The 26,534-nt window shown below is 39.1% G+C and carries 24 protein-coding genes; 11 read left to right on the forward strand and 13 right to left on the reverse strand.

The genetic code is table 11. The features are described 5' to 3' along the window. Positions 1 to 210: 210 nt before the first annotated feature. The 5 genes from BLR53_RS03235 to BLR53_RS03260 all read right to left on the reverse strand — a co-directional run bounded on the left by BLR53_RS03235 (position 211) and on the right by BLR53_RS03260 (position 4,929). Complete coding sequence (locus BLR53_RS03235) at positions 211 to 396, reverse strand: hypothetical protein (RefSeq protein ID WP_074587106.1); 186 nt, start codon at positions 394 to 396, stop codon at positions 211 to 213. Positions 397 to 2,038: 1,642 nt separating this feature from the next. After that, complete coding sequence (locus tag BLR53_RS03245) at positions 2,039 to 2,743, reverse strand: SDR family oxidoreductase (RefSeq protein ID WP_037444114.1); 705 nt, start codon at positions 2,741 to 2,743, stop codon at positions 2,039 to 2,041. Between the two features lie 119 nt (positions 2,744 to 2,862). After that, positions 2,863 to 3,174 carry an N-6 DNA methylase gene (locus BLR53_RS20040; RefSeq protein ID WP_143007810.1) on the reverse strand — a complete coding sequence of 104 codons (312 nt, stop codon included), beginning with the start codon at positions 3,172 to 3,174 and terminating at the stop codon, positions 2,863 to 2,865. Positions 3,175 to 3,200: 26 nt separating this feature from the next. Further along, entirely contained in the window at positions 3,201 to 4,046 is an 846-nt protein-coding gene (locus BLR53_RS03255; RefSeq protein ID WP_143007811.1) for a hypothetical protein, read from the reverse strand. A gap of 7 nt (positions 4,047 to 4,053) precedes the next feature. Beyond that, on the reverse strand, positions 4,054 to 4,929 hold the full coding sequence (locus BLR53_RS03260) for an AraC family transcriptional regulator (protein WP_074587116.1): 876 nt from the start codon (positions 4,927 to 4,929) through the stop codon (positions 4,054 to 4,056). A gap of 85 nt (positions 4,930 to 5,014) precedes the next feature. Here BLR53_RS03260 and BLR53_RS03265 point away from each other — a divergent pair, with 85 nt between their 5' ends. From BLR53_RS03265 to BLR53_RS03275, 3 genes are read left to right on the forward strand one after another with little or no spacing between them, the layout of a single operon-like run. Next, positions 5,015 to 5,962 (forward strand): NADP-dependent oxidoreductase, encoded by a 948-nt coding sequence (locus BLR53_RS03265; protein ID WP_074587118.1) that lies wholly within the window; start codon positions 5,015 to 5,017, stop codon positions 5,960 to 5,962. Positions 5,963 to 5,973: 11 nt separating this feature from the next. After that, entirely contained in the window at positions 5,974 to 6,933 is a 960-nt protein-coding gene (locus BLR53_RS03270; RefSeq protein WP_074587120.1) for an alpha/beta hydrolase, read from the forward strand. A gap of 2 nt (positions 6,934 to 6,935) precedes the next feature. Beyond that, a complete protein-coding gene (locus tag BLR53_RS03275; protein ID WP_074587122.1) occupies positions 6,936 to 7,541 on the forward strand; it encodes an NAD(P)H-dependent oxidoreductase in 606 nt (201 codons plus the stop codon). A 69-nt stretch (positions 7,542 to 7,610) separates the two neighbouring features. Here the strand turns inward: BLR53_RS03275 and BLR53_RS03280 are convergent, their stop codons facing one another. Beyond that, positions 7,611 to 8,603 carry a helix-turn-helix transcriptional regulator gene (locus BLR53_RS03280; protein ID WP_074587124.1) on the reverse strand — a complete coding sequence of 331 codons (993 nt, stop codon included), beginning with the start codon at positions 8,601 to 8,603 and terminating at the stop codon, positions 7,611 to 7,613. 111 nt (positions 8,604 to 8,714) lie between these two features. On the opposite strand from BLR53_RS03280, the gene BLR53_RS03285 reads away from it, so the two are divergent. Genes BLR53_RS03285 through BLR53_RS03295 form a run of 3 tightly spaced genes read left to right on the forward strand, consistent with a single transcriptional unit; the run spans position 8,715 to position 13,125 of the window. Then, entirely contained in the window at positions 8,715 to 11,093 is a 2,379-nt protein-coding gene (locus BLR53_RS03285) for a TonB-dependent receptor plug domain-containing protein (protein WP_074587127.1), read from the forward strand. A gap of 26 nt (positions 11,094 to 11,119) precedes the next feature. Continuing rightward, complete coding sequence (locus BLR53_RS03290; protein WP_234797546.1) at positions 11,120 to 12,370, forward strand: hypothetical protein; 1,251 nt, start codon at positions 11,120 to 11,122, stop codon at positions 12,368 to 12,370. A gap of 41 nt (positions 12,371 to 12,411) precedes the next feature. After that, the gene (locus tag BLR53_RS03295) at positions 12,412 to 13,125 is read left to right on the forward strand and encodes a nickel transport complex protein, NikM subunit, transmembrane (RefSeq protein ID WP_074587362.1); all 714 of its coding nucleotides are present in this window, start codon (positions 12,412 to 12,414) and stop codon (positions 13,123 to 13,125) included. Positions 13,126 to 13,216: 91 nt separating this feature from the next. On the opposite strand, the gene BLR53_RS03300 is transcribed toward BLR53_RS03295, so the two are convergent. The 5 genes from BLR53_RS03300 to BLR53_RS03320 all read right to left on the reverse strand — a co-directional run bounded on the left by BLR53_RS03300 (position 13,217) and on the right by BLR53_RS03320 (position 19,968). Beyond that, the gene (locus BLR53_RS03300) at positions 13,217 to 14,257 is read right to left on the reverse strand and encodes a linear amide C-N hydrolase (protein WP_074587364.1); all 1,041 of its coding nucleotides are present in this window, start codon (positions 14,255 to 14,257) and stop codon (positions 13,217 to 13,219) included. Between the two features lie 398 nt (positions 14,258 to 14,655). Next, on the reverse strand, positions 14,656 to 17,430 hold the full coding sequence (locus tag BLR53_RS03305) for an outer membrane beta-barrel family protein (protein WP_083331981.1): 2,775 nt from the start codon (positions 17,428 to 17,430) through the stop codon (positions 14,656 to 14,658). A gap of 172 nt (positions 17,431 to 17,602) precedes the next feature. After that, entirely contained in the window at positions 17,603 to 18,589 is a 987-nt protein-coding gene (locus BLR53_RS03310; protein WP_074587132.1) for a FecR family protein, read from the reverse strand. A 74-nt stretch (positions 18,590 to 18,663) separates the two neighbouring features. After that, positions 18,664 to 19,260 (reverse strand): RNA polymerase sigma factor, encoded by a 597-nt coding sequence (locus BLR53_RS03315; RefSeq protein ID WP_074587134.1) that lies wholly within the window; start codon positions 19,258 to 19,260, stop codon positions 18,664 to 18,666. Positions 19,261 to 19,374: 114 nt separating this feature from the next. Beyond that, a complete protein-coding gene (locus BLR53_RS03320; RefSeq protein WP_037444136.1) occupies positions 19,375 to 19,968 on the reverse strand; it encodes a pentapeptide repeat-containing protein in 594 nt (197 codons plus the stop codon). Positions 19,969 to 20,120: 152 nt separating this feature from the next. Between BLR53_RS03320 and BLR53_RS03325 the strand changes: the two genes are divergently transcribed. Then, positions 20,121 to 20,372 (forward strand): hypothetical protein, encoded by a 252-nt coding sequence (locus tag BLR53_RS03325; RefSeq protein ID WP_037444138.1) that lies wholly within the window; start codon positions 20,121 to 20,123, stop codon positions 20,370 to 20,372. 117 nt (positions 20,373 to 20,489) lie between these two features. Further along, positions 20,490 to 22,028, forward strand: a complete 1,539-nt coding sequence (locus tag BLR53_RS03330) for a serine hydrolase domain-containing protein (RefSeq protein ID WP_176763509.1) — start codon at positions 20,490 to 20,492, stop codon at positions 22,026 to 22,028. Here BLR53_RS03330 and BLR53_RS03335 read toward each other — a convergent pair whose 3' ends face one another. Continuing rightward, positions 22,029 to 22,562 (reverse strand): hypothetical protein, encoded by a 534-nt coding sequence (locus BLR53_RS03335; RefSeq protein WP_051760204.1) that lies wholly within the window; start codon positions 22,560 to 22,562, stop codon positions 22,029 to 22,031. A 202-nt stretch (positions 22,563 to 22,764) separates the two neighbouring features. Here BLR53_RS03335 and BLR53_RS03340 point away from each other — a divergent pair, with 202 nt between their 5' ends. The 3 genes from BLR53_RS03340 (at position 22,765) to BLR53_RS03350 (ending at position 25,893) form a co-directional block, all read left to right on the forward strand. Continuing rightward, positions 22,765 to 24,333, forward strand: a complete 1,569-nt coding sequence (locus BLR53_RS03340) for an MFS transporter (protein WP_074587144.1) — start codon at positions 22,765 to 22,767, stop codon at positions 24,331 to 24,333. A 38-nt stretch (positions 24,334 to 24,371) separates the two neighbouring features. Further along, complete coding sequence (locus BLR53_RS03345; protein WP_074587147.1) at positions 24,372 to 25,511, forward strand: DEAD/DEAH box helicase; 1,140 nt, start codon at positions 24,372 to 24,374, stop codon at positions 25,509 to 25,511. Positions 25,512 to 25,572: 61 nt separating this feature from the next. After that, complete coding sequence (locus BLR53_RS03350; protein ID WP_074587150.1) at positions 25,573 to 25,893, forward strand: hypothetical protein; 321 nt, start codon at positions 25,573 to 25,575, stop codon at positions 25,891 to 25,893. Positions 25,894 to 26,010: 117 nt separating this feature from the next. Here the strand turns inward: BLR53_RS03350 and BLR53_RS03355 are convergent, their stop codons facing one another. Beyond that, positions 26,011 to 26,469: a GNAT family N-acetyltransferase gene (locus BLR53_RS03355; RefSeq protein ID WP_236634455.1), complete on the reverse strand. Its 459-nt coding sequence runs from the start codon at positions 26,467 to 26,469 to the stop codon at positions 26,011 to 26,013. Positions 26,470 to 26,534 lie beyond the last annotated feature (65 nt).

The raw sequence follows: 26,534 nt of genomic DNA on the forward strand, positions 1-26,534 counted from the left end.
ACTAGGTCAGATCTTTTCATCCTATTGAATTGTTTAACCAATACCTTGGTAGCGTTCCGATTTTAGGACTCACTTTAATAAAGTTCAGAAATACTCTCGACATATTTTCCGACCAACAAAATTATTTTGTCATTTGGTAATTAAGCTAATGCATGAAATTTCCCAGTTGAAAATTTTATGATGCTTAGTGATCTATAATGTAAGAATTTCTTATTGTAATGCCAGATGCGATTGTGCCCAGTAGACAATACATTTGCGCTTATCTTGTAAAGAATGATTAGCTGATTTGAATTTTGCCATTGTTTGAGTCGTTAAGGCTTCCAAGTTAGCTGTTTCTTTTTTATTAAAAAATTTTTGCACATATAAATCTTTTTTGTTGTAGATTTCGGTAAACATACCCGACGTATTTCGTTCTAAACTGTCCACATCAGCTAACATTTTCACTAGTAGTCCCGATTATCCTCAGCATCTATATTTCTGATTTTTATTCCCACTTCCGGAAATGGGCCTTCCCAAGGCACCTCTTTTGCGTAGCGAAAGCACACTCTCGAAGCTAAACCGTTACTAAATATGTCCATGAGAACTTAGGCTTACAGCGTTTACAAAACCTACCGCTAAAACCAAATTTAAAGCTTCAGGAAAGGGTGAGCACGGACGAACAGGCCGACCGACCGTGAGCGGGACCAGGCAGAAAGGCTTACCGCCTACTGCCAAAGGCTGCAGATCGAGTAAGCACGAAGCATTGATCAGCGAGGAATTGTTCACTGAAGTACAGGAGGTCATGAAAGGCAGAAAGAAAAAACCTGCACTTAGATAGACCTTCGACGAGAAACTCCCCCTACACGGCTTTTTAATGTGTCCAAAATACGATTGGATGATGACAGGGTAGCGCATCCAAAGGACGCAGCGCGTATTACCGCTACTACCATTGTGAACATGAATGTAAGGTACGATATACTATTTCACTAGTGCACGAAACTTTTGAAAATGAGCTCAGGGCGCTTATCCCAAGGCCAGGCATCATGGAAATCTATTAAGAGATCATCCTTGACATCGTAGCCGTTGAGGAAAACGCTTGGGAAACCCATATCAAACGTTGTCTAGCACTGATTACAGAGCAAGAGAACAAAGTGAAAAAAGCAAAGAGCCTCCTACTTTCCGAAATCATTGACATCTGTGAATATCAAGAGATCAAAGAAGACTGTGAAGCCAAAATTAGCAACTTTAAAACGCGCCAATTACAGCAAGGTCGAACCACCGAGGAACGAAAAAAGATTGAAAAAACCACAAAAAGGCCTTGGAGAACCTTAGGGACATCATTCTCCTGTATGAGGATTCTGACGTCGATCACAAGCGAACGATCATTGCAACGCTTTTTTCCAATAATTGGCTGTTTGATGGCAAAAAACATCGAATCGGCAGAATGAGCGAGGGAGCCGAGTTAATCTATATGATAAGCAAGGAGTTACAAAAGAAAAAAACCGGGAATAAAATTTTAAAAAATTCTATTCCCGGTATGGTACTCCTCCGCCGGAGATCGAACCAAAATCTTCGTTTCTACGCGAGAGAGGCATAATACAAAATAGACAAAACCAAAAACCCCTCTCTAAGTGCTTTAGAGAAGGGTTGTACTCAGCGCCGGAGTCGGACCGAAAATTGATTACTAATTTAAAATCCTTCTGATTTTTAAAAAGAATGATTATATTTACATATAGCAATTGAAGCTTAAACGTATTAAGAAAAACGTGAGTGATTCAATGAGTAGAATTTCAAAACCACTCTAAAATATTGCAAACCCAGATTTTTGCACTAGGTGCAAATCCCAGCGGGATCACTCAAGGAGACAATCAAAATTGATTGTCTCCTTTTTTGTTTCATCCAACCGACTGTTTATCGGACATTTATTACGAATCATAAAGAGTTCGCATCGGTTCGGCATTTAAATCCCCATCAAATACTATTTCTGCAAGAATATAATCAGGTAAGCCGCTAATTAATTAATGATTTGATGTTCGATATCCCTTTCAGCGATACTTAACTATTTAGTCTGTGTCGGGCGAACCTCTATTTTACTGGGCAATACATTTGCATTCAATTTCAGTAAACTAACAATCATTTCACCAATATCTGATGGCTGAATTTTCCAGGAATCTGCTTCAGTCGGTTGGTGATCATTGAAATGAGATGTTACCGAACCCGGCATAATGGTAGTTGACTTTATTCCATATTCCCTTAAATCCAGCATTGCAGCCTGGGTAAAACCCACAACACCAAATTTTGAAGCATTATAACCCGATCCGCCTGCGAAGAAATTCGTCCCGGCCAGACTAGCAATAGTGATATAATAACCCTTATTCAATTTGAGTTGCTCCACTCCTGCTTTAAGTGTATGAAACACACCGGTAAGATTAGTAGCTATCATTGCGTTCCAATCCTCCAGACTCAACTGATCAACAGGCCCAAATTTTCCTACTCCCGCATTGGCAATGAGTACGTCAAGCCGGCCAAACTTTTCCACTATTTGTTCTACCGCGCGGACCTCATCATCGAAATTTGAAACATCAGATGCGATAGCAATTACATTATCCGAACCAAGCTCTTCCCTTGCCTTTTGCACATCTTCCAGCTTTCGCCCCGAAATGGCTACCTTCAACCCGGCGTCGATCAAAGCTTTAGCAATTCCAAATCCTATACCTTTTGTTCCGCCGGTGACGTAAGCTACTTTATTGTTTAAATCTTGCATATAAAATTTGTTTTATTGACTGTGAAAGTAATCACTCTCAAAACACGCTCCAAACCCGTTGGGTTTCTTTAATTTTTCTTTTTGATTCTGACTAAAAAAATAGAAGTCTTCCTTGCTAATTATGATATAAAACGGGCGTAACGAAGATCGACATCTTTATTTGTAGAATCCCATAGCTGTGAATACGGCGGATTAGAAACTACGGCATCATTTTCATCAAAATACGGCCAACAGTCTTCCAACGTATCGCCATTGGAAGTTAAGAGAGGATAAATCTTGATTTTGATAATGACTTCGAATCCCAGCGGGATCAGGAAAACCCTCACATTTCTGTGCGGATTTTTGCGTTTAGAAATAAGGGGCGGGATAAAAAGCTGAGGCAGTTTTAGCATCTTTCGCATACCGAAAGACAGGCGAGAAATGAGCCTCATGAAAACTAATGAGTTAAGGGAAATGCTTATTTTGAGGAGCTAGCGGCGCTCAGAAACATTTTGCCATTCACGGTAATCCAGGTGAAATAATTGTATGGCCACTCTTTTGATTTATTAGTAACCATTTTAGACAGTTGCTGATCGTCAATTCGTTCTATATGAACTTTACCACTGGGATAATGGCATTGGTATAACGATTGATTTGTTGTAAAGGCTATCGTTTGCTTATCTGGTGACAAGGCTGCAAATTCCCCTCTGATTCTGTCTTTTCCTGGCCGCGTTATTTCATAAGTTTTGCCGGTTTTCTGGTTAAAAACATAGTCATTGTCGACCATTAAGATATCAGGTCCAATCTTCACCATATCACGGTTTTCCCATTGCCTGTCGCCCTCTATAACAGTAGGCCTGTCTATACTATAGACCTTTAAACCCGATTTTTGAGCTGTGAATAAATAAAATCTATTTCCTATACTATATGGACCGGAAATACGCGCAATAAAACTTGTTTTGGATGGATTAATATAGGTAACATCATCAAAGTCGTATTGAGAACGCTCCTGAGAAGGGTAGTCTGATGATTCGGAATCGCTGGGTGGCGCCACCTGTGGATTTATCCTGATAACTGTATTATTGTACAGCACTTCATTCCATTCTTTGAATTGTTTAGATCCGAATATCCCCCCTACCCATTTTTCTTTCCTGCTTTTTAGATGCCGTTGTGAAAACACAGGTTCTCCTACATTTGGATATTCATTTAAATCAACTTTTGTATCAAAAAGTGTAGCTTGATATACTTTTTCATGCTTACAGGATGTAAATATGATCAAGGAGAAACAAAGTATAATCTTATATTGAAAATGATTATTGGTCATAATTTTACTATAGCCCATTACTGGCATTGTCTAAGGAAGTCAGAACATTTACTTTCTTACAGTTATCCCTGTAAACACGTAAACTTAATCCTTTATGTCGTTTGAAAAATTTATTGATATGACTTTCATCGGCAAACCCAAATTCATCTGCTATTTCATGAACTCGTTTATCGCTGAAACGTAATCGATGCTCCATCAGTCGAATTCGGTATGAAGAGATATACTGTTGTATTGATTCATTGCATTGCTTCCGGAAATAACTACCAAGATAAGTGTCAGACAATCCGAATTTCTGAGCAATTACACCTATTTTAAGCAGTTCAGGGTTACGTATATTTTCTTGAATATAATCTGTTATTTGTAGTATTCGGATGTCTGTATTTGGTGAAATGGATTCGGGTTTGATAACTGATATGTTTCGGGCCGCAATCACAATAATAGCATTGACTAAATGACGTATTAAATCTTCTCCATAAATAGACTTCTGTCCCACGGTGTGCAGTAAATTCTGCATCAAACTACCAACAATGAGCTGATCCGCTTCATTGCTTAAAATAGAGCCCGAAAAATGAGAGGCATAATACAATAAACACTCAATATGGTCTATACTTTGCCAACTATAACTTTTCACATAAGATGGTGCAAAGCGCACAACCATAAACTCACAGACCTGATGCAGATCAAATGAATGACAATCACGAGGTGTGATTAGAAAAAGATCTCCGGTTTTAAAAGGAAGTTGATTGCCATTGATTCCATGCATTCCATTTCCAGATAATACGTAGACAAATTCGAAAAAATTGAATTCTCGATCCTGCAATGGACAGCAATCTATCTTTTCATAATATACTTCCAGTGAGTTATGAATATTTTCTCTTGCCATAACGCAAAAACACCTAAATACACTGGAAATGTACCAGTAATACCTTTTAATTTCAGTCTATTTTTGCCGAATAACTATTAAATACATGAAAGCAATCGTATTGAAGAGATTCGGAGGGATAGAAAATTTCATTTATCAAGACATAGAAAAACCTGAAATAAACGAAAATGAAGTGCTTATTAAAGTTATAGCAATTAGCATTAATCCAGTAGATATTAAGGTTCGCAATAGAACAGCGCCGTTGGCAGAGGATTTAGCACATTTTGATCCTTTGATTTTAGGCTGGGACATTTCAGGAGAAGTTGTGGATGCTGGAAATAAAGTTACCAGATTTCGTATTGGCGATGAAGTATTCGGAATGATAAACTTTGTTGGACATGGAAGGGCTTATGCAGAATATGTGAGTGCTTCGGAAGAGCACCTGGCTCTGAAACCGAAGAATATTAGCCACACTGAGGCCGCTGCAAGCGCAATGGCAGCCCTAACCGCCTGGCAGGCTTTTGACCGTTATGGGAAATTGAGATCCGCAGACAAAGTTCTTATCCATGCTTCTGCAGGTGGGGTCGGTCATTTTGCCTTGCAGATTGCTAAACATATTGGAGCTTACGTAATCGCTAGCTCATCGGCATCCAATCGTGATTTTGTGCTGGAACTGGGAGCAGATCAGCATATCGATTATCAAACTATTCGCTTTGAACAAACACTTGAAGACATTGATTTTGTATTAGAATCCGTTGGAGCTGAAAATTTTCAGAAATCAGTACGCGTTCTAAAACCCTTCGGTACTATCGTTGCTTTGAATTCCGGGTATACCATTGACGATGAACGTAGTGCTCAGGCTAAACATCTCCATGCCTGTTATTTTATGTCCGTTTATTCTAATTCTTCTGATATACAATACATCGCTTCCCTGCTGGGAACTGGCCTGTTAAAACCACATATTTCTCATGTATTTGACTTTGACGAAATGGCAAAAGCACATCTTCAAATCCAAACCGGCCGTACGGTGGGGAAGGTTGTGGTAAAACTGTAAACAATATAGATATGGAAAGTACGATTGAGAATGTTGATCCGGCTCTTTGGAAAGCGATTGCTAAAAGCCCCTATCATCAAATAGATTACGAAAACCTGTTAGAGAACAGCCCCACGGAAATCAGGAAAGAGGAAATTAATTTGTCATTAAAAGAAGAACCTCTTAAGATTCCGGAACATTTGGATGTCAAGGATATATCCGTTCAATCTGCTGATAAATCCAGAAAGATCTGCTTAAGAATATACAGACCAAAAGGAAAGCAGGATTTACCAATGTTGTTGTATTTCCATGGTGGTGCGTTTATCTATGGTACTCCCGAACAATATGATTTTATATTCTATCGCTTAGCGCTGGATATTGATTTAATGATAATTTCAGTGGATTACCGGTTAGCTCCGGAACACCCATTTCCAGCAGGTATGGAAGACGGTTATGATGCGTTACTATGGATTTCTAAATATGCTGATCAAATAGGTGGAGACAAAGATAATATCCTGATCGGTGGAAGCAGTGCCGGTGCAACAATTGCGGCATCTATTACACAGCTAGCAAGAGACCGAAAGGAGGTGGAAATCCGACACCAATACTTGCTATACCCTCCAATGAGCCAGCTTTTACAAACATCATCTATGACTAAACTAGCAAATGCACCAATGCAAACCAAAAAGGCTGCAGAATGGATGTGGAAACATTATCTGCAACATAAAATAACTCAGCCGCCAAAATATGCAGTTCCATTATTAGCAGAGAGTTTCGAGAACCTCCCAGATGCAACCATTATTCTTTGCGAGTTAGATCCGCTAAAAGATGAAGGAAAAATGTATGCCAAGGAATTACAGAAAGCAAATATTCCGGTTCATCTGGTAGAAATAAAAGGAGCCGTACACGCTTTCGATTTCTTCTCCTGTCCCCTCTCCCATAATTTTTATGCGCAACAGATTCAAATATTCAAGCAAATTTTAAATCAATAGAAATGAAAAAAATATTAGTTGTCAATGGACATCCGAATAAAGAAAGTTTTAACACTGTCATTGCACAATCCTATATGAAATCTGCATTGGAAGCCGGTTCAGAAGTGAGATATATTGCCATTGGAGAACTGAATTTCAATCCGAATCTACAGTTCGGTTATCGCCAGCGAATGGAGTTGGAACCGGATTTGGTAAAAGCATTGGAAGATATCCAATGGAGCGAGCACCAGGTATGGATACATCCTTTGTGGTGGCTTGGGATGCCAGCAATTATGAAAGGGTTTTTCGACAGGGCATTTCTTCCTGGCATCACTTTTAAAAGTGGTAAAGAAGGGAGTACTGCAGGATTGCTGACTGGTCGGACAGGAAGAATTATTACAACGGCAGGAGATCTGTCCCTTGATGTTTATGAGGACATCTATGCGTCAAGCGGATTAGTTCAATTAAAAAAAGGAATTCTGGAATATTGCGGAATATCTTCTATTCAGGATAGTTTCATCGGACCGCTTTACGAATTAGAGGAGGATGACAGAAGAAAATGGATAGCCCGGATAGAAAATTTCGCTCAATCAGACTCAAAGAGAAAAATTCCGCTTAATGCCTTATAAATAACATTGAAAAAATTCGGTCCCCAATGTTATAGGACGTCGGGATGTTTAGCAACGAGTGTTTAGTCTTTAAGCTTTAGCACGAAGCCGGTTCGGTGGATAGCCATAGGTTTGCTTAAAAGCAGTGCTAAAGTTGGATATGTTTTTATAGCCTGATGAGCGGCTTATCTGCTGTATTGTCAGGCTTGTATCGAGTAAAAGTTTAGTTGCCATATGCATCCTCGTCTCTTGTAAGTAACCGAAAACAGTATTATTGAAAATGGCCTTAAAGCCACTCTTCAGTTTCGTCTGATTGATTCCTACTTTACGTGCAAGCTCCATAATCGTAAAGGGATTATTAAGATTCTCCCGGATCAATACAGCAGCATATTTGATTCTTTCTATATCAGGCCCTGTCAACCGGTATTCCGCAACAGTATGTTCGGTACTTTCGTGCATAAAAGCAAGCAACTCATAAATTTTTGACTCCAGGTATACCTTTTTAGTAAAACCTTCAAAGGGACATTCCCTAATTGCCTGAATCGTACTATATATTCTGGGATTTATTGCAATTTCAGAATTCGAAAGTGTCGTGCTGAGGTTTTTATGTATATTATTTAAAAAAGTGTCCACTGTAGGGCTCTCTCCCATATAGTTTGATAACAGAGACAATGGCAGATGAATATCAAATGTGCGGTAGCATATATCTTGATTGAATGCTATTTTAGCCCGGTTTTCCTCCGCAGAAAGAAAGGTAATATTACCAGTCATTGCCGGAGCAAACTCTCTTTTAATGGCGTTGTTATGATAATATATATCGTGGTCTGATATATTAAAATGCATTTCCAGCAAATGCGCATCCCCTTCCCCATATATAGTAATGTCTTCATTGAGGTGATAACTCCCCTGAAGAATATACAGACCGTCCTTTACTAAATCTTCCTTATACGAGATCTGACCTTTAAGGGTATGCAGCCTGGTCTGTACCGGACTTATTAGATCTGCCTGAGCTAGTTCAGCCCCCGCTGAGCTAGCAGAAGCAAGAAATTCACTAAAATCGTTACCCTGAAATATAAACCCCATTTAAACTTCCATTTTCAAAACAAATACTTCCTAATTCATAAATGCTCCCCAGACCAAAAGAAATACATTTGCACGACAAATTTAGTTTATAATTAGTTTAAATAAAACACCTTGATTAAAGTTCTACTTACCTGTTTTCTGCTGACCACTTGTTTACTGGCAACCGCCTGCCCGGTATTTATGCAGGTGAAGGATAAAAGTGGCAAAGCGGTTCAGGGCATTACCATTGTTGTCGATGGTATTGTCAAAGGAAACACAGACGCTACCGGAATGCTGACAGTTGAACTGGAAAGCGGCCACCATAATCTTCTGTTCCGTAACAACTCATTACTGTTAAAACAGACGGCCATAAATGTCGACTGTAAAGAGGAAAATCGATTTGAATTTGAATTGAGAGATCATAACGGCAAGTCAATAGTACTGGAAGAGGTCACAGTAAAAGCGATAACCGCGAAGGAACTGAATGCACAATCACCATTCTCTGTACAGACAATAGATCTTAAAAAATCTTATGAAAAAGGCGGAGACGTCGGAGAAATTTTAAACCGTGCTTCCGGAGTTAGATTACGGAGTGACGGCGGACTCGGCGCTCCTGTGCAAGTCAATTTAGGAGGATTACAGGGAAAGGCAGTCAAATTATTTAAAGATGGAATCCCTATTGAGTTATTCGGACACGGCTTTAACCTGGGAACTATTCCGGTAAATATGCTAGACAGAGTAGAAATATATAAAGGCGTAATGCCTATATATCTTGCTTCTGATGCCTTAGGTGGAGGAGTCAACTTTGTTTCCCGACATGACAATAAGAATTTTGCGGAATTGTCCTATGAAGTTGGTTCATTTAACACACATCGGGTTACTGCTAATGCTTTATGGAGAAATAAAGCGAAAACATGGTATCTGGGAACGAGTAGTTCTTTTAATTATTCAGATAACAGCTACACTATTAACGCCCCAATGCCTACCAGCCCGGTTACTTTTAAGGATGTCAGGCGTTTTCACGATGCCACAAACACTTACTATGCCGAAGGCTATGCAGGTATTCAAAATGTAGCATGGGCTGACGATCTGCGCCTTACCTTGATCAGTTCCAGCTTTTACAAGGAAATACAGCATGATTCGCAGATGGATAAAGTGTATGGCGACCCTTATTCGAAAGAAAGAAATTACACCGGTTTGCTGACCTATAAAAAGAACTTTTTAAATGAACGGTTGAAAACAAATATTGTAGGAACATATAGTTTATTCAAAACTAAGTTCATCGATACCGCGACCGTAAGGTATGATTGGGATGGTAAGATCATCGGCAGTAACTTAAAACCCGGCGAGATCAACATGGGAAATAATCAACATATTGATTACCGTTTTTTTTCTTCACGCGTAAATCTTTCCTATGAGCTTTCAGACCGGCATACCCTCGATTTCAGTGAATTGTTTTACCAGCAAAACCGCAAAGGCAGTGATCCGCTAGGTGCTATTTCAGCTATCGAAGGCATTGACGTGCTTAGCGTACCCGCGGTTTACCGGAAGGATAATACAGCATTGGGTCTTCGCTCAAATTGGTTGGGCAAGGAAATGGAAAGCATTATTGCGGCTAAATACTATCATTTTAAGACGGAAGGTTATACAACAGACAATTTTGGAATGGGATACCGGTCTTCCGGAAGTGGGCAGAGTCTGGGTTATATGGGTGGATTGAGGTGGAGCCGGGGTAATTATCTGGTTAAAGCTTCCTATGAATACGCCACCCGCCTACCCGATGAATACGAAATTTTCGGTGATGCCAGACTGATTAAAGAAAACATGGACCTCAAGCCGGAGCGAAGCCACAATATCAATGTGAACGGACAGTACCGGATAGAAAATGGAGATCAGGTCTTCACGTTCTCCACCGGTCTTTTTTACCGGAAGGTAAAAGACATCATCTTCCTGCAGCTTGATATTCCGTTCAGCAGGTACATTAACTATGAGCAGGCTAAAGTAAAAGGTATTGAGCTGGAAGCCAGTTATGCGCCCTCCAAACGTTTTGATGTCGGAGCGAATGCCACTTATCAGGATATCCGCCGGATCGATATCAAAGAAGCTATGTTTAGAAATCTTGAGAATTCGAGAGTGCCCAATGTCCCATTTTTGTTCGGTAATTTCTGGTTGAACTACTACTTCAAAGACGTACTGCATAGCGGAGATCGCGTGGAATTAAATTGGAACGGAAATTACACCCACCGGTTCTTTTTACACGCTATTCCAAAAAACCAGGAACCAGGCCTGTTTGAGAAGTCTGGCAATATTCAGACCTCTTTGATAATTCCAAGAGACGGCAGGCTGGGACAGTTTGCAAACAATGCCGGAGCCTATTATCACTTCGCAAAGCCTAAGCTAACGCTGTCGGCTGAGTGCAGAAATATCGGAGATGTTAAGCTATATGATAATTTCAACATACAGAAACCAGGCAGAGCACTCTATTTCAAAATACTATACCAATTTTTTTAATCACACTATACAAATTAAGAATTAATATGAAACGTAACAAATTTTGCGTAATGATGATCGGTCTTTCTGCACTGATGGTTTTTGGCTCCTGCAGCAAGGATAACGATGTCGAACCAGCACCTCCTGGCGGCGATCTGCCAGCAAATGAAACCTGGATTATTTACAACGCCAACGCCAACTGGAGTGGTGGAATTTACGCGCTGAAAGATAAAAAAGCAAGGGAAATAAACCTTTCCGGCATGCCTTTTTTCCAGGTAAGCAGCTCATTGGGTGGCAGTGTTCTTGGAAAAACACTCTACAAGGTTAATAGTGCCTCAAATGCGCAGGGAATTCTGAAACTTGGTCTTAATTCTGCAGGTAATGTAACCGAAGATAAATTTCTACCATCGCTTTCCTCAGCGTATATCTCTAACTACCTGGTGGCAAGTCCAACCGAGGGCTATTACTGGGATGACGTAAGAGGAGGATTAAAGGTACAGAAATTCAATCCGACTACTATGGAACGCACGGGTGAGATTGACTTTAGCTCCTTATCAGAAGGTCTGCCTAATGAATCTGCAGGGCAACTGATCCTGGCTAAACGTGATGATAAGCTTTACGTAGATTTATTATTGGGAACAAAACAGGCCGGAGACTGGCAGGTATCACCAAAAAATAAAGAAGTTGCTCTAGCGGTTTATGATCTGACCAATAACAAAATCCTGAATGTTACGAAATTTGCCGGAACTACAAATCTGGGTGTATTTATAGACCACGTACTTTGGGGCCTTGATGAGAAAACCAAAGATCTGTACTTTGTTGCAGTAGGTGACATGAAAAGGCAACCATCAAATTACTCTTCTAAAATTGTACGTATAAAAAGCGGAGAGACACAGTTCGATCAAAACTTTTCTATTGATATCAAGTCATACCAGTTCCCTGCTGAATTTAACAGACTGTTTGTATACGATAGTAAGATTTATACTACTATCCCTTCACGCGGTGTTTCTTATTACGGTGGCGCACAGCACGGTGTCTCTTACAGAAGTGATGTCTGGTTCTGGAACGAAATTGACGCAACAACGAAAAAAGCTAAACGCCTACCGATTCCAGCTGACAGCTTCTACGGTACACAAAACCCTTTCTTGCACAACGGCGAGATTTATTTCCTTTCTAACAACACTTCAGAAGGCTATTCTGGCGTAAATCAATATAACCCTGCTACAGGAACCGTTAAGGAAACTTTTCATTTGAAAGAGAGTGGAAGACTAAATGGGTTCAATATCATCGCTGATTAAGCGAGCTTGGAAGTTTTAATAAGACACGAAAAATTATGAAGATGAAAAAATGGAATATTTTATTGCTCACTTTTGCAATTAGTCTGATGACCACAGGCGCGTTTGCCCATGCAATCTGGATTGAAACAGGTAATACAGGTCAGATCGGCAAAGCGCAAACTGTGAGAATCTACTACGGAGAATTCGTTGACGGAGAACGCGATAGTGTAGCCAAATGGTATTCAGATATTAAAGATCTGGAACTTTGGCTGGTTGGGCCGGATCAGAAGAAAATAAAGTTAAAAACTACCGCAGCCGCAAATTATTATGAAGCGAAGTTTACTCCGGGTAGTAACGGGGCATATACATTAACGATAAGCCATCAGGCTAAGGAGTTAGGCGGCGAAACCAAATATCATTTTCTGGCTAGCGCAGATGTTATTGTGGGTAAACCGGCAGGTAAAAGCACAGTTTTTGTTAATAGCTTACAGCTTCAAAAAAGTGAGATTACAAGCGCTCAGGTGAACAAGCAGATAATGCTGAAAGCTTCTCACAATAATAGTGACGCTGCTAAAATGAAAGTTTCTGTTTTTTCACCAAATGGATGGTCAAAAGAATTAACTACTGACACCACAGGCAGTGTTTCATTTCTCCCTCCCTTCCCGGGCAGATATGTGATCGAAATTTCGGACATGGATAAAACAGCGGGCGAACATTATGGCAAACCTTACCAGGAAACCTGGAGTGGCGCCACTTATAGTTTCGAAGTTAAATAATCTAGTAATAAAAAAAGGAACCGATCGTAGCTGTTGTGCAACAGCCACGATCGGTTCCTTTTTTTATATTAAACCAGATTTATTTATCTAATTAGATTCCAACAAACTTAAAAGGCTCTGCCGCTTTAAAATCCGAATTAGACAGGCCATTTATAGCCGTGCTCTGTTTCAGAGCGAGCTTCATAGATTTTGCACCCTCTTTTAAATCAAACTTTTTAAGGTCGACCCAAAAAGTACCTGGTGTTAAAACATTCTCGAAGTAGTACACGTTATTTTTCTGATCTGCTACAGATCTCCAACGGGTTGAGGAAATATTCGGTTCTGCTACTGAACTGATTCCAAAAGGTACAGAGCAATTTCTAATTACACTGAATACGCTCGCAACAGCGATCCTGGTATCTTCCGTTTGTGGAATAGCATTAATATAGTACGAAGCGCGGACAAAACGATCAGCAGCTCGGTTGGTACCCGGCAACATCATTGTTCCCGGAATCCCCTGCCAATAGCTGTTCAATGCCAGCTGCTCTCCGAAGATTGGAGAGTTGGTCATTACTGTATAAGAGGCATCGTGATGGATAACCAATTTTCCATTAATGTATTCAAATATTGCATTGTCTCCGGAAGCGTCGGAAATGGATAAATGAAGTGTCGTAAACTTTTTAGTGCCGGGAATATAATCACTGACTATAACGAACGATTCGTCCTTTAATGCAGTTACAGCATCATTTACATTGGCAAAATTATCCAATACGTACTGCGCCCAGGCCGATATTGCAACCCCCTTTTTATTTCCAGATGGATCAAATTTTGGATAACTGGACTCCACCAGCCACAATACATTTGCTACGAGTCCTTTCTCGTTTAAACCGTCAACGGTCGCAATATCCCAGGCACTTGAGATGACACTTCCATATTTAGAAGTCCATTTCAGGGATTGGGGTCCGACTTCACCATTTCTGACTATCCCTCTGGGAAATACCCATAAGTTAGCAGCAATATCATCCTTCCAGTCCATACTGCGCGCTGTAATTACGGTTCCATTTGGACCTTTATACACCACTCGTGTACAAGCAAGAGACTCCTTCTGATGCAAAAGGAATACTACAAAAACAAAAGAGAAAAGATACTTCATATTTACAGATTTAATTAATAACCGACTAATATTACCCCTTAAGATATGTGCGGATGGATACCGTACTATATATTTATAATATGAACTAAATAATGTACTGATATTGCCGTAGCATTTCACATGAAGATAAAGAATGTTTTTCATACAAGATATTAATTTTATCCATTTATGATCGAATTTCAATAGTCATTCAGCAAACCGACACCTCAAACTTAACCAAGGGTTAATGGATTCATGGTCGGGTTTCGCCAAGATCTAGTACATACTTTGTTCACTGTTTCTTCATACTTCCTTCATTGTTCGTTCATTCGAGATTGAACATATATTGAAGGAACATTGTATGGAGTTTAAACAAAACCTTACGAATAGACGAAACACAGCTTATCGTCTAGAGAGAATTATAAACGTCCTCTCGCCTCATTCCCTCCGGCGTCAATATTGTCTTTGTTATTTTTCTTCTTGCCTTTTGAAAAATTATAGGTAAGCCAGATTCCAGCATACCTTGCCCAGTCGACTTTATTTCTGATCACGTTCCTTCTAAACTCTGGCGTATTAATCTCATAATGTGGTTTGTATAGATGGAATGGATCTTGTAATTCCAGCCTTGCGGTCAGCCGATCCCCGAAAAAACTCTTCTTAACGGACAAATCCATTTTAGCAACGTTAAACTGATCATAGATTCCATAAAAACTATTCCTGCTAAAAGACCCTGAAATTTCCATAAAATAGTTGCCTGGCAGATTAAACTTACTAGAGGCCCATACATTCTGAGATAGTTTCGACCGGTGTACCACAGGTGTTGATTGAATGTCTATTGTGGTGTATCGCAGTGTGGCATTGGTATTAAATTCCCACCAATTTGTAAGTTTTAACGGGATATATACAGACATAAATACATTATTATTGTCGCTGATATTCTCATCTTTTGAAATAATAAGATCGCCAACATTTGTGACATTAGTAGCGATAGCATTACGCGTATTCTGATATCCGGTAGTGATAGAATATTTATTTTTCCATAGATATTCCAGCTGTAGATTATCACTGAAATAAGGCCTTAAATCTGGATTGCCTTCCCAAATATTGTTGAGGTTAGTGTAAGTTATAAAAGGATTCAGATCTCTGAATCCAGGTCGGTTTATCCTTCTGGAATAAGAAAGTGTTAGGGAATGGTCTGCTCCGATTTTTCTATTTACATATGCCGAAGGAAAAAGGTTCCACTGATTACGACCGATAGTTTTTCCAGTTGTTATTGATAACCCGTTATAATTAGTTTGTTCAGTTCTCAAACCAATCTTTATATCCCATTGGTCAAAGGATTTTGCAAGGGTTCCATAGAAGGCCAGAATATGTTCATTGTATAAAAATCTGTTTGACTGTAATGTATCCAGGCTGGATTGTTCACTAAGCCCCTGTCGATAATCCATTGAATAATCCGTTTTGGAATTCGTGTATTTACCACCAGCACCTAGTACCCACGATTTAGAAAAATATTTTTCAAAATCTATATTGATAACATGAACCGAAGATTTACCCCTGGTGTCGGTAAATAAACTATCACGGGGATGAGATTCTATCCCTCCGACATTTAAAAACTGGCTTTCTATGGCTGACGGGTCTCTTAAGCCATAATATATGTAACTATAACCTGCATCTAATTTGCTGCCCAGGGTATCGAGTTTGTTCCGGTAAAAGACATTTGTCATTTGGTTAGTGTAACGAAACCTGGTATCCTTGCTGGTATATAAAGATGAATCAATAGAATTTGTGTGAGCATTAGCTAAATAGTCGATATTAGTCGTTGTTAGATTACTAATATCGCCGGGGTTGGAAAACTTATTATAACTGACACCGATTGTTTGTTGAAGGTTGAGGTTATAATCAAGTCCGATATTGTAACCAATAGAATGATAATCTTCTTTATATTTCTCGGTTTGAGGGCTATAAATACCCGTAGATTTGAACTCCTGTATTATACTATCCTCATAAAAAGCAGGCGCACGCCGATAATTGAAACCGCCCTGTACGTTCAGTTTACCAGCCCTGTAGTTCAAAAACGTTGAACCCATGCGATTATGAGAACCATTATACCAGTAACTGCTACTCACATTACCGGACAGTCCATACCGGTATTCCGACTTCAGTACTATATTAATAATCACCCCACCATTTTGGGCGTCATATTCAGCACCAGGAACAGCTCTTAATTCATAAGATTTGACGGATTCTGAAGGAATAGAACGTAAATAAGCAAATAACTGATCTCCCTGCAACATGACTTTTCTATTGTCTACATAGACTGTCACACTTTCTGAACCGCGGAATAGAATATCTTTTCCTTCTACACGTACACCTGGAATAACGTTAAATAACCTGAGGGCATCCTCCCCTTTCTCATATACACTACCTTCGACGTTCAACGTCAGCTTATCGGTAGATCTTCTGAGCAGCGGCGTTCTACTCCTGATAGTAACTCCGTTTAATTGTATAGATTTTGTTTTTAGAATGATATCAGGCAACTCAAGGGAACTTGTATCTCCGACATTCACTTTCAATATCAAGCTATCAGTTCCGGGCGAAAATACTTTAAGCAGATAATCTCCTTGTTCATACACTTTCAGATTAAACCTGCCGGCTGTATCTGCAAGAGCCGATGTTATAAGTTGAGAATTGGTAGCCTTATTGATTTGTATTGTAGCGAATTCAACAGTTTTACGGTCCGAAGTGAGTATCCTCCCTTTTAACATATACGCTATCTGCTGTTGTTTCTTTAGTAAAATGTTATTGTTGATTTGGCGGAAAGAGAATCCGGTATTTTTCAGCAGTTCATATAGTGTGTTTTCTACTGTCCGGGTACGGAACGCTATATTAAGATCGGTAATTCGCTTTATTTCGGATTTTCTGTAATAAAAGCGAAAAATTGATTGTTCCTCGATTCTTTTGATACCGGTGAGTAAACTTTCATCTTCCAGTTTCAGGCTGACTTTATAATCACGCATACTCTGACTGCTTACCGGCACAGCCAGAAGGACCTGAAATGAAATTAAGATAAAAAGAAATACGACGGTACTTACACGCATCAACCAGATTATAAAATGTCTATTTAATAATAATACACGAGCGAGATAGGCGCACGTCGTCCCCATATTCCACAGTATTGCAGAATTTTTCATAATTTTAAAATGTTTTAAGTGATTCCCATTATTTAAAGCCCCGGAAACTCCGGGATACCTGTAGACCGATGGCCGTCGGTTTACAGGCTTTTTAACTGAACCTGCCTCCTGGAAGCATTTCAGGATATATATAGCTTAGTCGTTATTCATTATATATTTTTCTTAACTACGGTTAATTACAGCCTTCGCCATTGATAATTATATGATTGCGGGAAGACTTCTGCCAGGTTGAATTATTGAAGCCACATATCACGTCAAGAATATCATCCAGCTTATCGCCCTTTAATGCGGTACCGCTAAACCGGCAATCTTTCAGTTTATCATTCTTAAAAGTAATCTTCACATGAAAATGCTGCTCCAGCTGTGTCGCTGCCTCAGCAAATGTTACATCGTCAAAAAGCATATCATTCTCCTGCCATGCAATAACGGATCTGGCATCAACTGTTTTTTCAGCGGCCTTTCTGCTCAGTAGATCAAGGCTTATCTGTTGGTTAGCCGTAAGAATGCTTAGCAGTTTACCGTCATCAGCTACGCTGACTTTACCTCTGGTTACGGTAACTTCCAAGGTGTGCTTTTTTTTATCTTCTTTAATATTAAAAGCAGTTCCAAGCACCCTGGTGACCACATCGCCCGTGTGGATTAGAAATGGTTTGGCCGCATCATGTTGCACATCGAAATAAGCTTCTCCTGAAAGGTAGACCTCTCTTGAATCTTCGTTAAAAACTTTGGGATATCTGAGTTCAGCGCCCGCATTTAACCAAACGGTAGTACCGTCTGCAAGAGTTATCTGCTTTTGCTGGTGTTCAGGAATGGATATTGAAGCTAAACTTCCAGACAGGATTTGGTTCTCCAATAATGGCCAGCCTAGATATAGACTGAAACTAACGATTAATACCGCCGCCACACCTGCAATTTTGTACCAAAGGTATTTCCTCGAAGCCAATGGTATAACCTGGGGTGAGTTCTGCTTAATCGTGTCTTTAATCTCAACAAGCATGTCTGAAAGCCACTGGTCTTTATCTGTTCGATCTAACTTTTGCCAATCCGGATCGGCATTTCCGTTATCTGCCAGCCATTTTTCGACGAGCAGATTTTCTTCTGCAGAAGTTTCCTTATTAAGATAACGGACTATTAAAGCTTCGATATTATCGCGGTTCATTTTATCGGATTTGAGCAATAGCCGTTTGAACCGCCATTTAGTACTATGCCTAAATAAAATATTTTTAATAAATTTTATTGGAAGATTAATGCGGATACCAAAGTGATGACACAGAGACAGAACAGACAGGTTAAAACCCTTCGTAAATGCTTTAATGCAGAGGTCAGCTGGTTTTTCACTGTTTGTTCGGAGAGCTGTAATTTACCGGCGATTTCAGTGATACTCAGGTTTTCTTCACGACTTAAATGATAAATCTCTTTCACTCTTGGGGAGAGTTCTTCTAACGAATTTCCTATCCGTAGTTTTAGTTCTTTCGCAGCAATTTGTTGTTCAATTTCTGATTCTAAACTTATATGTAAAGCGAGTATCATTTCAGAATAATCTTCGTGAGTGATATTCTTTCTGATTTTGTCAATAATGCGGTAACGAACCATTGTGAATAAATAAGCTTCTAAACTCCGGTCTACCTTTAATGATTTCCTTTCCTCCCATAATTTCACAAAGAGGTCATGAATGATGTCACGAGGATCATCAAGATGGTACAGTTTAGAACTTGCAAATCCAACCAATTTCTCAGCGTAGCGGTGATAAATTTCTGTAAAAGCGGCTTCATCATCTTGCTTTAAAAGATCGACCAACTGGAGATCGCCTGATAATTTATATACAGCCATTTAGATTTGATTAACCATTTCGCCCAAAACTACAGGAAATGGCGTACCGGCACAACCCTTAATTAATTAAAGTTAAATTGTAGCGTTTAACAGGTGGGCCCGATGATAAGGTTTTCATCCTTCATACTCAATATCAAGATTAAACTGATATAGCAATCCAGCTAAATTTAGCGCTGAGAATTTTGCCTGTTTTATCTTATTGACCGCAGGATCTAAGCTGAAATTCCTGGCCGTCCGGAAATCTGCCTTCTCTAAAATTGACCGGACAAAGGTCGCTCCTGAAAGGTCGCAATTGTGAAAAGTACTAGACGTTAAATCAGCCTCTTCAAAGTCGGTCTCTTTAAGAGAACAGTCTGTAAAAGTGGTCTTTCTCAGTTTAACACCGTAAAAAGTCGAATAGTCCAGATGGCTTTGTTCGAAACGGAAGGAAAAAAGGAATTTATTACACTTTGAAAAGTCAATACCTAATATTTTACACCCCGTGAATACAGCATCTTTAAATCCAGTACCGGTGACAATGGTCAATGAAAAATTGCATTGCTTAAAATGACAGTCCATAAAATCATTATGGCTTAAATCACTTTTAGAAAAGTCGCAGTTTACAAATTCACAACCGATGAATTCCCGGTTAGCCAGACGTTTTTCTGCGTAATTAATATCAGTAAATGTTTTGTCTTCGTGGGTGATAGTTTCCTCGGAATCGCTCATAACAAAAAGGTGTCTTAAAAATTTAAAAGTTTATCAAAGATCTTATATAAATCCTCAATAGAAGTTTTAGCTTAAAAATTTTTTATAAATAGTTGATTTTTTATAAATTTATAGTTGAGTTATGATGTTGTAAACCTTTAATTGCATATTCCATGAAAAAAAATATACTATCTGAATTAACTCTGGATGAACTAAATAAGCAAAAAAAATCAACACGTGGAATACTAATTGCAACGAGTATTGTAATGCTAATCCTCTCCAGCGTAATCTTGTATCTGAGTATTGCCAAACACAATATGTCACTAATTACATTCATCCCTATTTTCTTTCTGAGCATGTTCCCAGGTTTTATCAAATTAAGCCAGGTAAATTCTGAAATAAAATCCCGTAATCTCAATAATTAAGGCACTCCTGCCTGAAGATAACAGCAACGTTAAAATTAAACTGTTATTATTTTCATTGTAACCTGTTTCCCTGATTTAGGGTCTTAGATGCCATACCGCATTTTAAACCCAAAATTCATGAACCCGCTTAAAAAATCCAGGAGGCTACCATCCATTTTACTTTTTTTTATATACTTCATTATAATTTCTTCTCTGGCTGCTTTTATCACAGTCAGACAACTTCCTGGAGATACATCTCGCTGCGATTACTGCCAAAACAAAGAAGCCCGGAATTTAAGCGACTCATTAGACGTATTACTTAACCAGGTTCAACAATCCTTTGGCAACAATGCCATCAATTTAACTTTAGGGGTTGTAAAAGACGGCCAGGTTTTTCTAAAAAAGAACTATGGTTATTCCAACCCGGAGAAAAAGACTGCCTTCTCTGACCATTCTCAAATTTATCTTGCATCGACATCTAAATCATTAACGGGTACGCTGGCAGCGGTTCTAGATCATAAAGGAATTATAAAACTGGATCGAACCCTCGCGGATTATTTGCCAGAGCTGAATTTTGAGGATAAAAATATACATCCCGATCAAATTACCATTGCGTCCCTGATTACCCATACGCATGGCATTAAGAATAATGATGCTGTAGTTTGGACGGCATTTATAGGTCATAAAGGAAATGAACAGCTAATGGATATACTAAAAAAATATACTACTGCCCTGCCAGATACCAGCTTTTATTATTCCAATTTAGGGTCTGTTATTTATGCTTTGATAGTGGAAAGGCAGACTGGTAAACCCTGGCAGCAGGTTATGGCCAATGAAGTTTTTAAGCCCTTAGGCATGCATTCCACAACTGCCTATATTTCCAAAGTGAATCCGCATTATCTTAGTTATGTAATTGACGACTCAGAAGGGAAACAAACAAGTGTATTTGACAAGGCAGATAATTCAATGTCAGCTGCAGGGGGGCATTTAAGTACTGTAGATGATTTACTGAAATATCTTCAATTTTTCCTGAGTGATGGAGATTCTACTCCAGGATTGTTAAGTAACAAGCAATTAATGTTTGCCCGATCTCCAATTGTAGTACAAAGTAACAGATATCAGTCATATGGGAGATATGGATACGGATTAGGGTGGGAACAGTCGATCTTTAACGAGGAAAAATTGGTCTCACGCCTTGGGGGCTATAGTGGCATCTCTTCGCATCTGTCATTTATCAAAGACAGGAATATCGGCATTGTGGTCTTAAGTAATAAAAAAGGAATGGAAGCCTTGCCCCATTTGGTTGCAAATTACCTCTATAATTCAATTTTGAATAAAAAAAATAAAGACAGCATCCTCAAAGCCAATCTGGTATCGCTGAAGCAAAATTTCGACTCGGATCTGAAAGAGACAAAAAAAGTTAATGAAGCAATGCGCGTCAAAATACCAATGGACGAAAAATATGCTGGTATTTACAAAGGCGGCGAAAGATCGGGTTATATGGAAATAAATAAAAAAGGCAAAGTTTCCTGGGGCAATTTGAAAGGGCAGTTATACATGTTATCAGATAGTACAGGGCTAATTAATTTCAGAACAATGTTGAGGTCCTTTTCTGTGAAAAAGGACCATGGCGCCGTGCTTGGCGTTTATTCTAATGAAAGGTATTTCAGCCGCTGATTAATAGGCTTTAAACTCCCTCAATTCTTCATTTTTTAATCTTTTATTCATATTTCCGGTAAAATCTCTTTTTTTCATCTCACCAACCATCTGAGCAAAGTAAAAACCATGTCCTATTATAATACAGTTTTGATTCTCACTCAGAATATGATCTAAAAATTGATTTATACGTGCCTGAGAACTCCTTTTCGTCTCTGGTTGATTTGAAGAATTAAAATACCACTGCAATCTGCCCAGGACCATCCATAAAAAAATTGGTAGTCGCAATTTTGTACGAATGAATGGCTTTATAGGAATTTCGTTTAAAAGCGCTGTTGCTATGACTTCAATTTCTTTCTGAAACAAGTTATTACTGGTTTGTTCCGTTCTTATTAAGCTACTGATGTAAACAGGTTGTTTTTCTATTTTCAATTTTTCGCCGGACTGCACAGGTGAGTTATCATACTCCTTGCAGGCAGATACGAATGAATCTGCATTATAAAATTTGTCCCAATTAAATAATACTTTGGAATGTCGTATAAAAGTTATTTTCATAATCTAATCATTTTAGGAAGGCTCCGCTCCCATTAAGATTTCTGACTATCAGGATCAAGCCACGCCAAAAATAAAAGATTGGACTGGTAACTTTGTTTTGTAAGTGTAAATCGTATGAAATGATGTATTCATCGGGACAATTAGTTAAATTTAAATGTACTCGACATTTTGAGCTTTCTCAAATCATAAAAAAACCGATTTTATGGCTACAGTAGCACTTCGAAGTTCCCAAGGTAAATGGGTTATGGTCTGTACCATAATGGCTTCCGCAATGGCTTTTATAGATGCTACTGCACTCAATGTAATCCTTCCATCATTACAGAAGAACTTAAAGGCTTCGGGTCCGGATCTCTTTTGGATATTAAACGCTTATTTATTGATGCTGGCCTCGCTCATTTTAATCGGCGGTACTCTGGGCGACAAATTGGGACGCAAAAAAGTATTCATGATCGGCATATTTATCTTCATTCTGGGTTCTGTTGCCTGTGGATTTTCATCTGGTGCAACTATGCTGATCATCTTCAGGCTAATCCAGGGAATTGGCGGCGCATTAATGATTCCAGGAAGTTTATCTTTAATTTCTTCTTCAATCAATGAAAAAGAAAGGGGAAAAGCAATTGGAACCTGGTCTGCCGCAACCACCTTAGTTACCATGGGAGGACCCGCACTGGGAGGCGCGCTGGCAGATGCTGGTTTATGGCGCTACATTTTTTTTATTAATGTCCCTATTGGCCTTATCGTACTTTTCTTTCTGACTTCAAAAGTTAGCGAGAGCAAAGAGGAAACGGCGCACACAGGACTCGATTTCTATGGGGCCATTACTATCGCTGCCGGGCTGGCAATGTTAACTTTTGGATTCCTGCGTCTGCCGGCGGTTGGTTTCATTCATCTTCAGAGCTTCGGTTCAATTGCAGGCGGAATTGTATTTCTGTTCGCTTTTATTGGGATAGAACGTAAAAGCAGCCACCCAATGATGCCTTTAAGTTTATTTAGTAATCTCATTTTTAGCGGAACAAATCTGCTCACCTTTTTCCTTTATGCAGGCCTTGGTACAGGTATGTTATTTATCTCACTAAATATGGTCCAGGTACAAGGTTATACACAACTGGAGTCGGGTCTGACCTTTCTGCCATTTACTTTTTTTATGGTAATTAATGCGCGTTATGCAGGCAGCCTGGCAGACAAATACGGACCAAGGATATTTCTTATCTCAGGCCCTTTTTTAGCGGGAACGGGGTTACTGTTACTCTCTTTTATCGGGCAGACCAGTGGTGCCTCTGATTACTGGACTTCCTTTTTCCCTGGTATCCTTGTTTTCGGTTTTGGGATGTCCCTCACCGTTGCTCCGCTTACTGCGGCGGTTATGGGCTCTGTAAGCGACAACCTTAGCGGCACCGCATCTGGCGTTAATAATGCTGTCTCAAGGATAGCTGGTGTTTTCGCAAATGCAGTTCTGGGTTCTGTAGCCGTACTTTTATTTTCTGCAGCTCTGCAGAAAGAGATTAAGACGGACACATTTGACCTGCAGCAAAAACAAACTATAATAGCTCAGGCAGCTAACCTTGGAAACGCAAGTGTACCTGAAGGTTTTACTTTAACTGAGGGACAAAAAATCAAGAAAGCGTATCAGGCCGGTTTTATAAACTCCTATAATGTAATTATGAAAATTTCGGCTGTACTCGGATATACTGCATCTTTAATGGCTTTGATATTTATACGAAAAAAAGCAACCAAAATTACTCCAGATAATAAACAGTCTTTATCTGCCTGATGGCGATTTTTGTATACTTTTGCATAAAAACTAAAAATATGTCTTTTGAGTCCCTGGGTCTTTCATCCGCTTTATTGAAAACATTATCAGATCAGAATTTCACCATTCCTACTCCTATACAAGCAACAGCTATACCAGCGATACTAGATAAAAAAGATGTATTAGGCATCGCTAAAACCGGTTCTGGAAAAACAGCTGGTTACGTTTTGCCCCTGCTAATGAATTTACAGCATTCACTGGGTGTGAAAAACCGCCATGCAAATGTATTGGTTTTAGTACCCACACGCGAACTTGCAGAACAGGTAAAGGATGTTTTTAAGCTTTTCAGTAAAGCAATTCCCGAACCCATCAAAACACTGGCTGTATACGGAGGCGTCTCAATTAACCCCCAAATGATGGCCATGCAAGGTGTAAATATACTTGTTGCAACCCCGGGAAGGCTATTGGAATTAGTAGACTCAAATTCCGTCCACCTTTCAGCTATCGAAACTCTGGTTCTCGATGAAGCAGATAAAATGCTTAATCTTGGATTTAAGGAAGAAGTGAATAAAATTATAGCTCTTCTACCTGCAAAGCGTCAAAATATATTGCTATCGGCCACGCTGAGTAATGATCTTAAAAATATTCATCAGATCTTGTTGCATGAGCCTGTGATTATAGAGATCGAAGCCGAACAAGAGTCACTGGATCTTATACATCAGACAGCCTACTTGGTTCAAGAAGAGAAAAAGGGTCCTTTTTTACGCCGTCTTATAAGTCACCATGAAATGAAACAGGTCCTTGTATTTGCCTCTTCAGTTCATCAGGTCGATGTAATCGTTAATAAGCTGCGTAAAAATAATATTGATGCAAAAGCTATTCACAGTAAAAAAAGTCAGGGGGCCAGAACTGAAGCATTATCTCATTTTAAATCAGGCAAAATCAGTGTTCTTGTAGCAACCGATTTAATGGCAAGAGGCATTGATATCAATTTTCTTCCATTTGTAATAAATTACGAATTACCACGGTCGCCTAAAGACTATATTCATAGAATTGGCAGGACCGGTCGTGCCCAGGCACCTGGTGAGGCGATCTCCCTTGTGAGCCAGAATGAGTTACATCATTTCGAGGTAATCCAAAAGAAGATGGGTAAAAAGATTGAATTAATAGATATCGAACGCCAGGGGTATACAATCTAATTTGATAGTTCTGTTATCAGATTGCTGGCAGATATAGAAAAAACTGTACCTTAGCGGCAATATGGGTTACGCAAAAGAAAGAGGAAAGCTTGAAAAGCTGTCGGCAAAAATTACTGGTCTGACGATTTATGATGATAGAAGTCTTGCCATTATAACGGATATATATGAACAATATTCGCATACAATTAGGATATTAAAAAACAAAGACCCTGAGAACTTCAACGAACTATATATCAATGATTTACAACAGGTAAAAGAATTCAAAAAGTCGCTTAAAGTGAGTGAAGAAGATGAAGATCGTCAAAGTAAATTCTTAAAATATAAAGAGGTGCTGATGGCCGCAATGGTTAAAACTATTCTGGTTACAAACACTATTCTATAATTCGGTTCATCGGGGATAATCCTGGTGGTCCTCTGCAAAATAAAAATATCAAAAACCCGATAATCTAATGATTACCGGGTTTTTAATTTAAACTGGGTTAAACCCTTCATTTTGCTGTTATTTCCACCAATGATAGTAATTATGCTGCCCGTCATAGATAAATCCTGTACGAGGATATAATCTATTTCCTGTATCATTCGTTTTTTCGGTTTCAAGCATTAAACCACAAGCATCAGTTTCTTCACACCATTTTTTACTACGCTCGATAAGTGCCCCGGAAAGTCTCCTTCCCCGATAATCCGGATGAACAAACAAGTCGCTTAAAAGCCATTGTTTCTGCAATTTAGTGTAATGGAATAATTTGTATAATTGAACAAATCCTACAGCTTTATCATCCACTATCGCAAGAAAAATAACTGACTCACTATTCAGAAATCTCTCTTTCAGGAATGCCTTGCCTTTTTCAACGTCAGAATCCTGGCGGTAAAAAATGCGATAAAGGTCAAACAATACTGCAACTTCATCCAAATCCTCTAAACTTGCTTTTCTAATTTTGTAATCCATTTCATATTTCATTTAGTTTACAAAACTATGCGGTCACAGGACTACATTTGTAATCCAGTTTTAACATCAAAGGTAGT

Origin of the sequence: Pedobacter antarcticus (assembly GCF_900103515.1) — a bacterium.
Taxonomy (GTDB): Bacteria; Bacteroidota; Bacteroidia; order Sphingobacteriales; family Sphingobacteriaceae; genus Pedobacter; species Pedobacter antarcticus.

Coding starts and splice junctions, on each gene's coding strand:
- BLR53_RS03345 (WP_074587147.1), top strand. CDS start 24,372: ATGTCTTTTGAGTCCCTGGGTCTTTCATCCGCTTTATTGAAAACATTA.
- BLR53_RS20040 (WP_143007810.1), bottom strand. CDS start 3,174: ATGAGGCTCATTTCTCGCCTGTCTTTCGGTATGCGAAAGATGCTAAAA.
- BLR53_RS03255 (WP_143007811.1), bottom strand. CDS start 4,046: ATGACCAATAATCATTTTCAATATAAGATTATACTTTGTTTCTCCTTG.
- BLR53_RS03325 (WP_037444138.1), top strand. CDS start 20,121: ATGAAAAAAAATATACTATCTGAATTAACTCTGGATGAACTAAATAAG.
- BLR53_RS03335 (WP_051760204.1), bottom strand. CDS start 22,562: ATGAAAATAACTTTTATACGACATTCCAAAGTATTATTTAATTGGGAC.
- BLR53_RS03245 (WP_037444114.1), bottom strand. CDS start 2,743: ATGCAAGATTTAAACAATAAAGTAGCTTACGTCACCGGCGGAACAAAA.
- BLR53_RS03305 (WP_083331981.1), bottom strand. CDS start 17,430: ATGAAAAATTCTGCAATACTGTGGAATATGGGGACGACGTGCGCCTAT.
- BLR53_RS03330 (WP_176763509.1), top strand. CDS start 20,490: ATGAACCCGCTTAAAAAATCCAGGAGGCTACCATCCATTTTACTTTTT.
- BLR53_RS03300 (WP_074587364.1), bottom strand. CDS start 14,257: ATGAAGTATCTTTTCTCTTTTGTTTTTGTAGTATTCCTTTTGCATCAG.
- BLR53_RS03235 (WP_074587106.1), bottom strand. CDS start 396: ATGTTTACCGAAATCTACAACAAAAAAGATTTATATGTGCAAAAATTT.
- BLR53_RS03295 (WP_074587362.1), top strand. CDS start 12,412: ATGAAAAAATGGAATATTTTATTGCTCACTTTTGCAATTAGTCTGATG.
- BLR53_RS03310 (WP_074587132.1), bottom strand. CDS start 18,589: ATGAACCGCGATAATATCGAAGCTTTAATAGTCCGTTATCTTAATAAG.
- BLR53_RS03315 (WP_074587134.1), bottom strand. CDS start 19,260: ATGGCTGTATATAAATTATCAGGCGATCTCCAGTTGGTCGATCTTTTA.
- BLR53_RS03270 (WP_074587120.1), top strand. CDS start 5,974: ATGGAAAGTACGATTGAGAATGTTGATCCGGCTCTTTGGAAAGCGATT.
- BLR53_RS03265 (WP_074587118.1), top strand. CDS start 5,015: ATGAAAGCAATCGTATTGAAGAGATTCGGAGGGATAGAAAATTTCATT.
- BLR53_RS03275 (WP_074587122.1), top strand. CDS start 6,936: ATGAAAAAAATATTAGTTGTCAATGGACATCCGAATAAAGAAAGTTTT.
- BLR53_RS03290 (WP_234797546.1), top strand. CDS start 11,120: ATGAAACGTAACAAATTTTGCGTAATGATGATCGGTCTTTCTGCACTG.
- BLR53_RS03340 (WP_074587144.1), top strand. CDS start 22,765: ATGGCTACAGTAGCACTTCGAAGTTCCCAAGGTAAATGGGTTATGGTC.
- BLR53_RS03260 (WP_074587116.1), bottom strand. CDS start 4,929: ATGGCAAGAGAAAATATTCATAACTCACTGGAAGTATATTATGAAAAG.
- BLR53_RS03355 (WP_236634455.1), bottom strand. CDS start 26,469: ATGAAATATGAAATGGATTACAAAATTAGAAAAGCAAGTTTAGAGGAT.
- BLR53_RS03350 (WP_074587150.1), top strand. CDS start 25,573: ATGGGTTACGCAAAAGAAAGAGGAAAGCTTGAAAAGCTGTCGGCAAAA.
- BLR53_RS03320 (WP_037444136.1), bottom strand. CDS start 19,968: ATGAGCGATTCCGAGGAAACTATCACCCACGAAGACAAAACATTTACT.
- BLR53_RS03280 (WP_074587124.1), bottom strand. CDS start 8,603: ATGGGGTTTATATTTCAGGGTAACGATTTTAGTGAATTTCTTGCTTCT.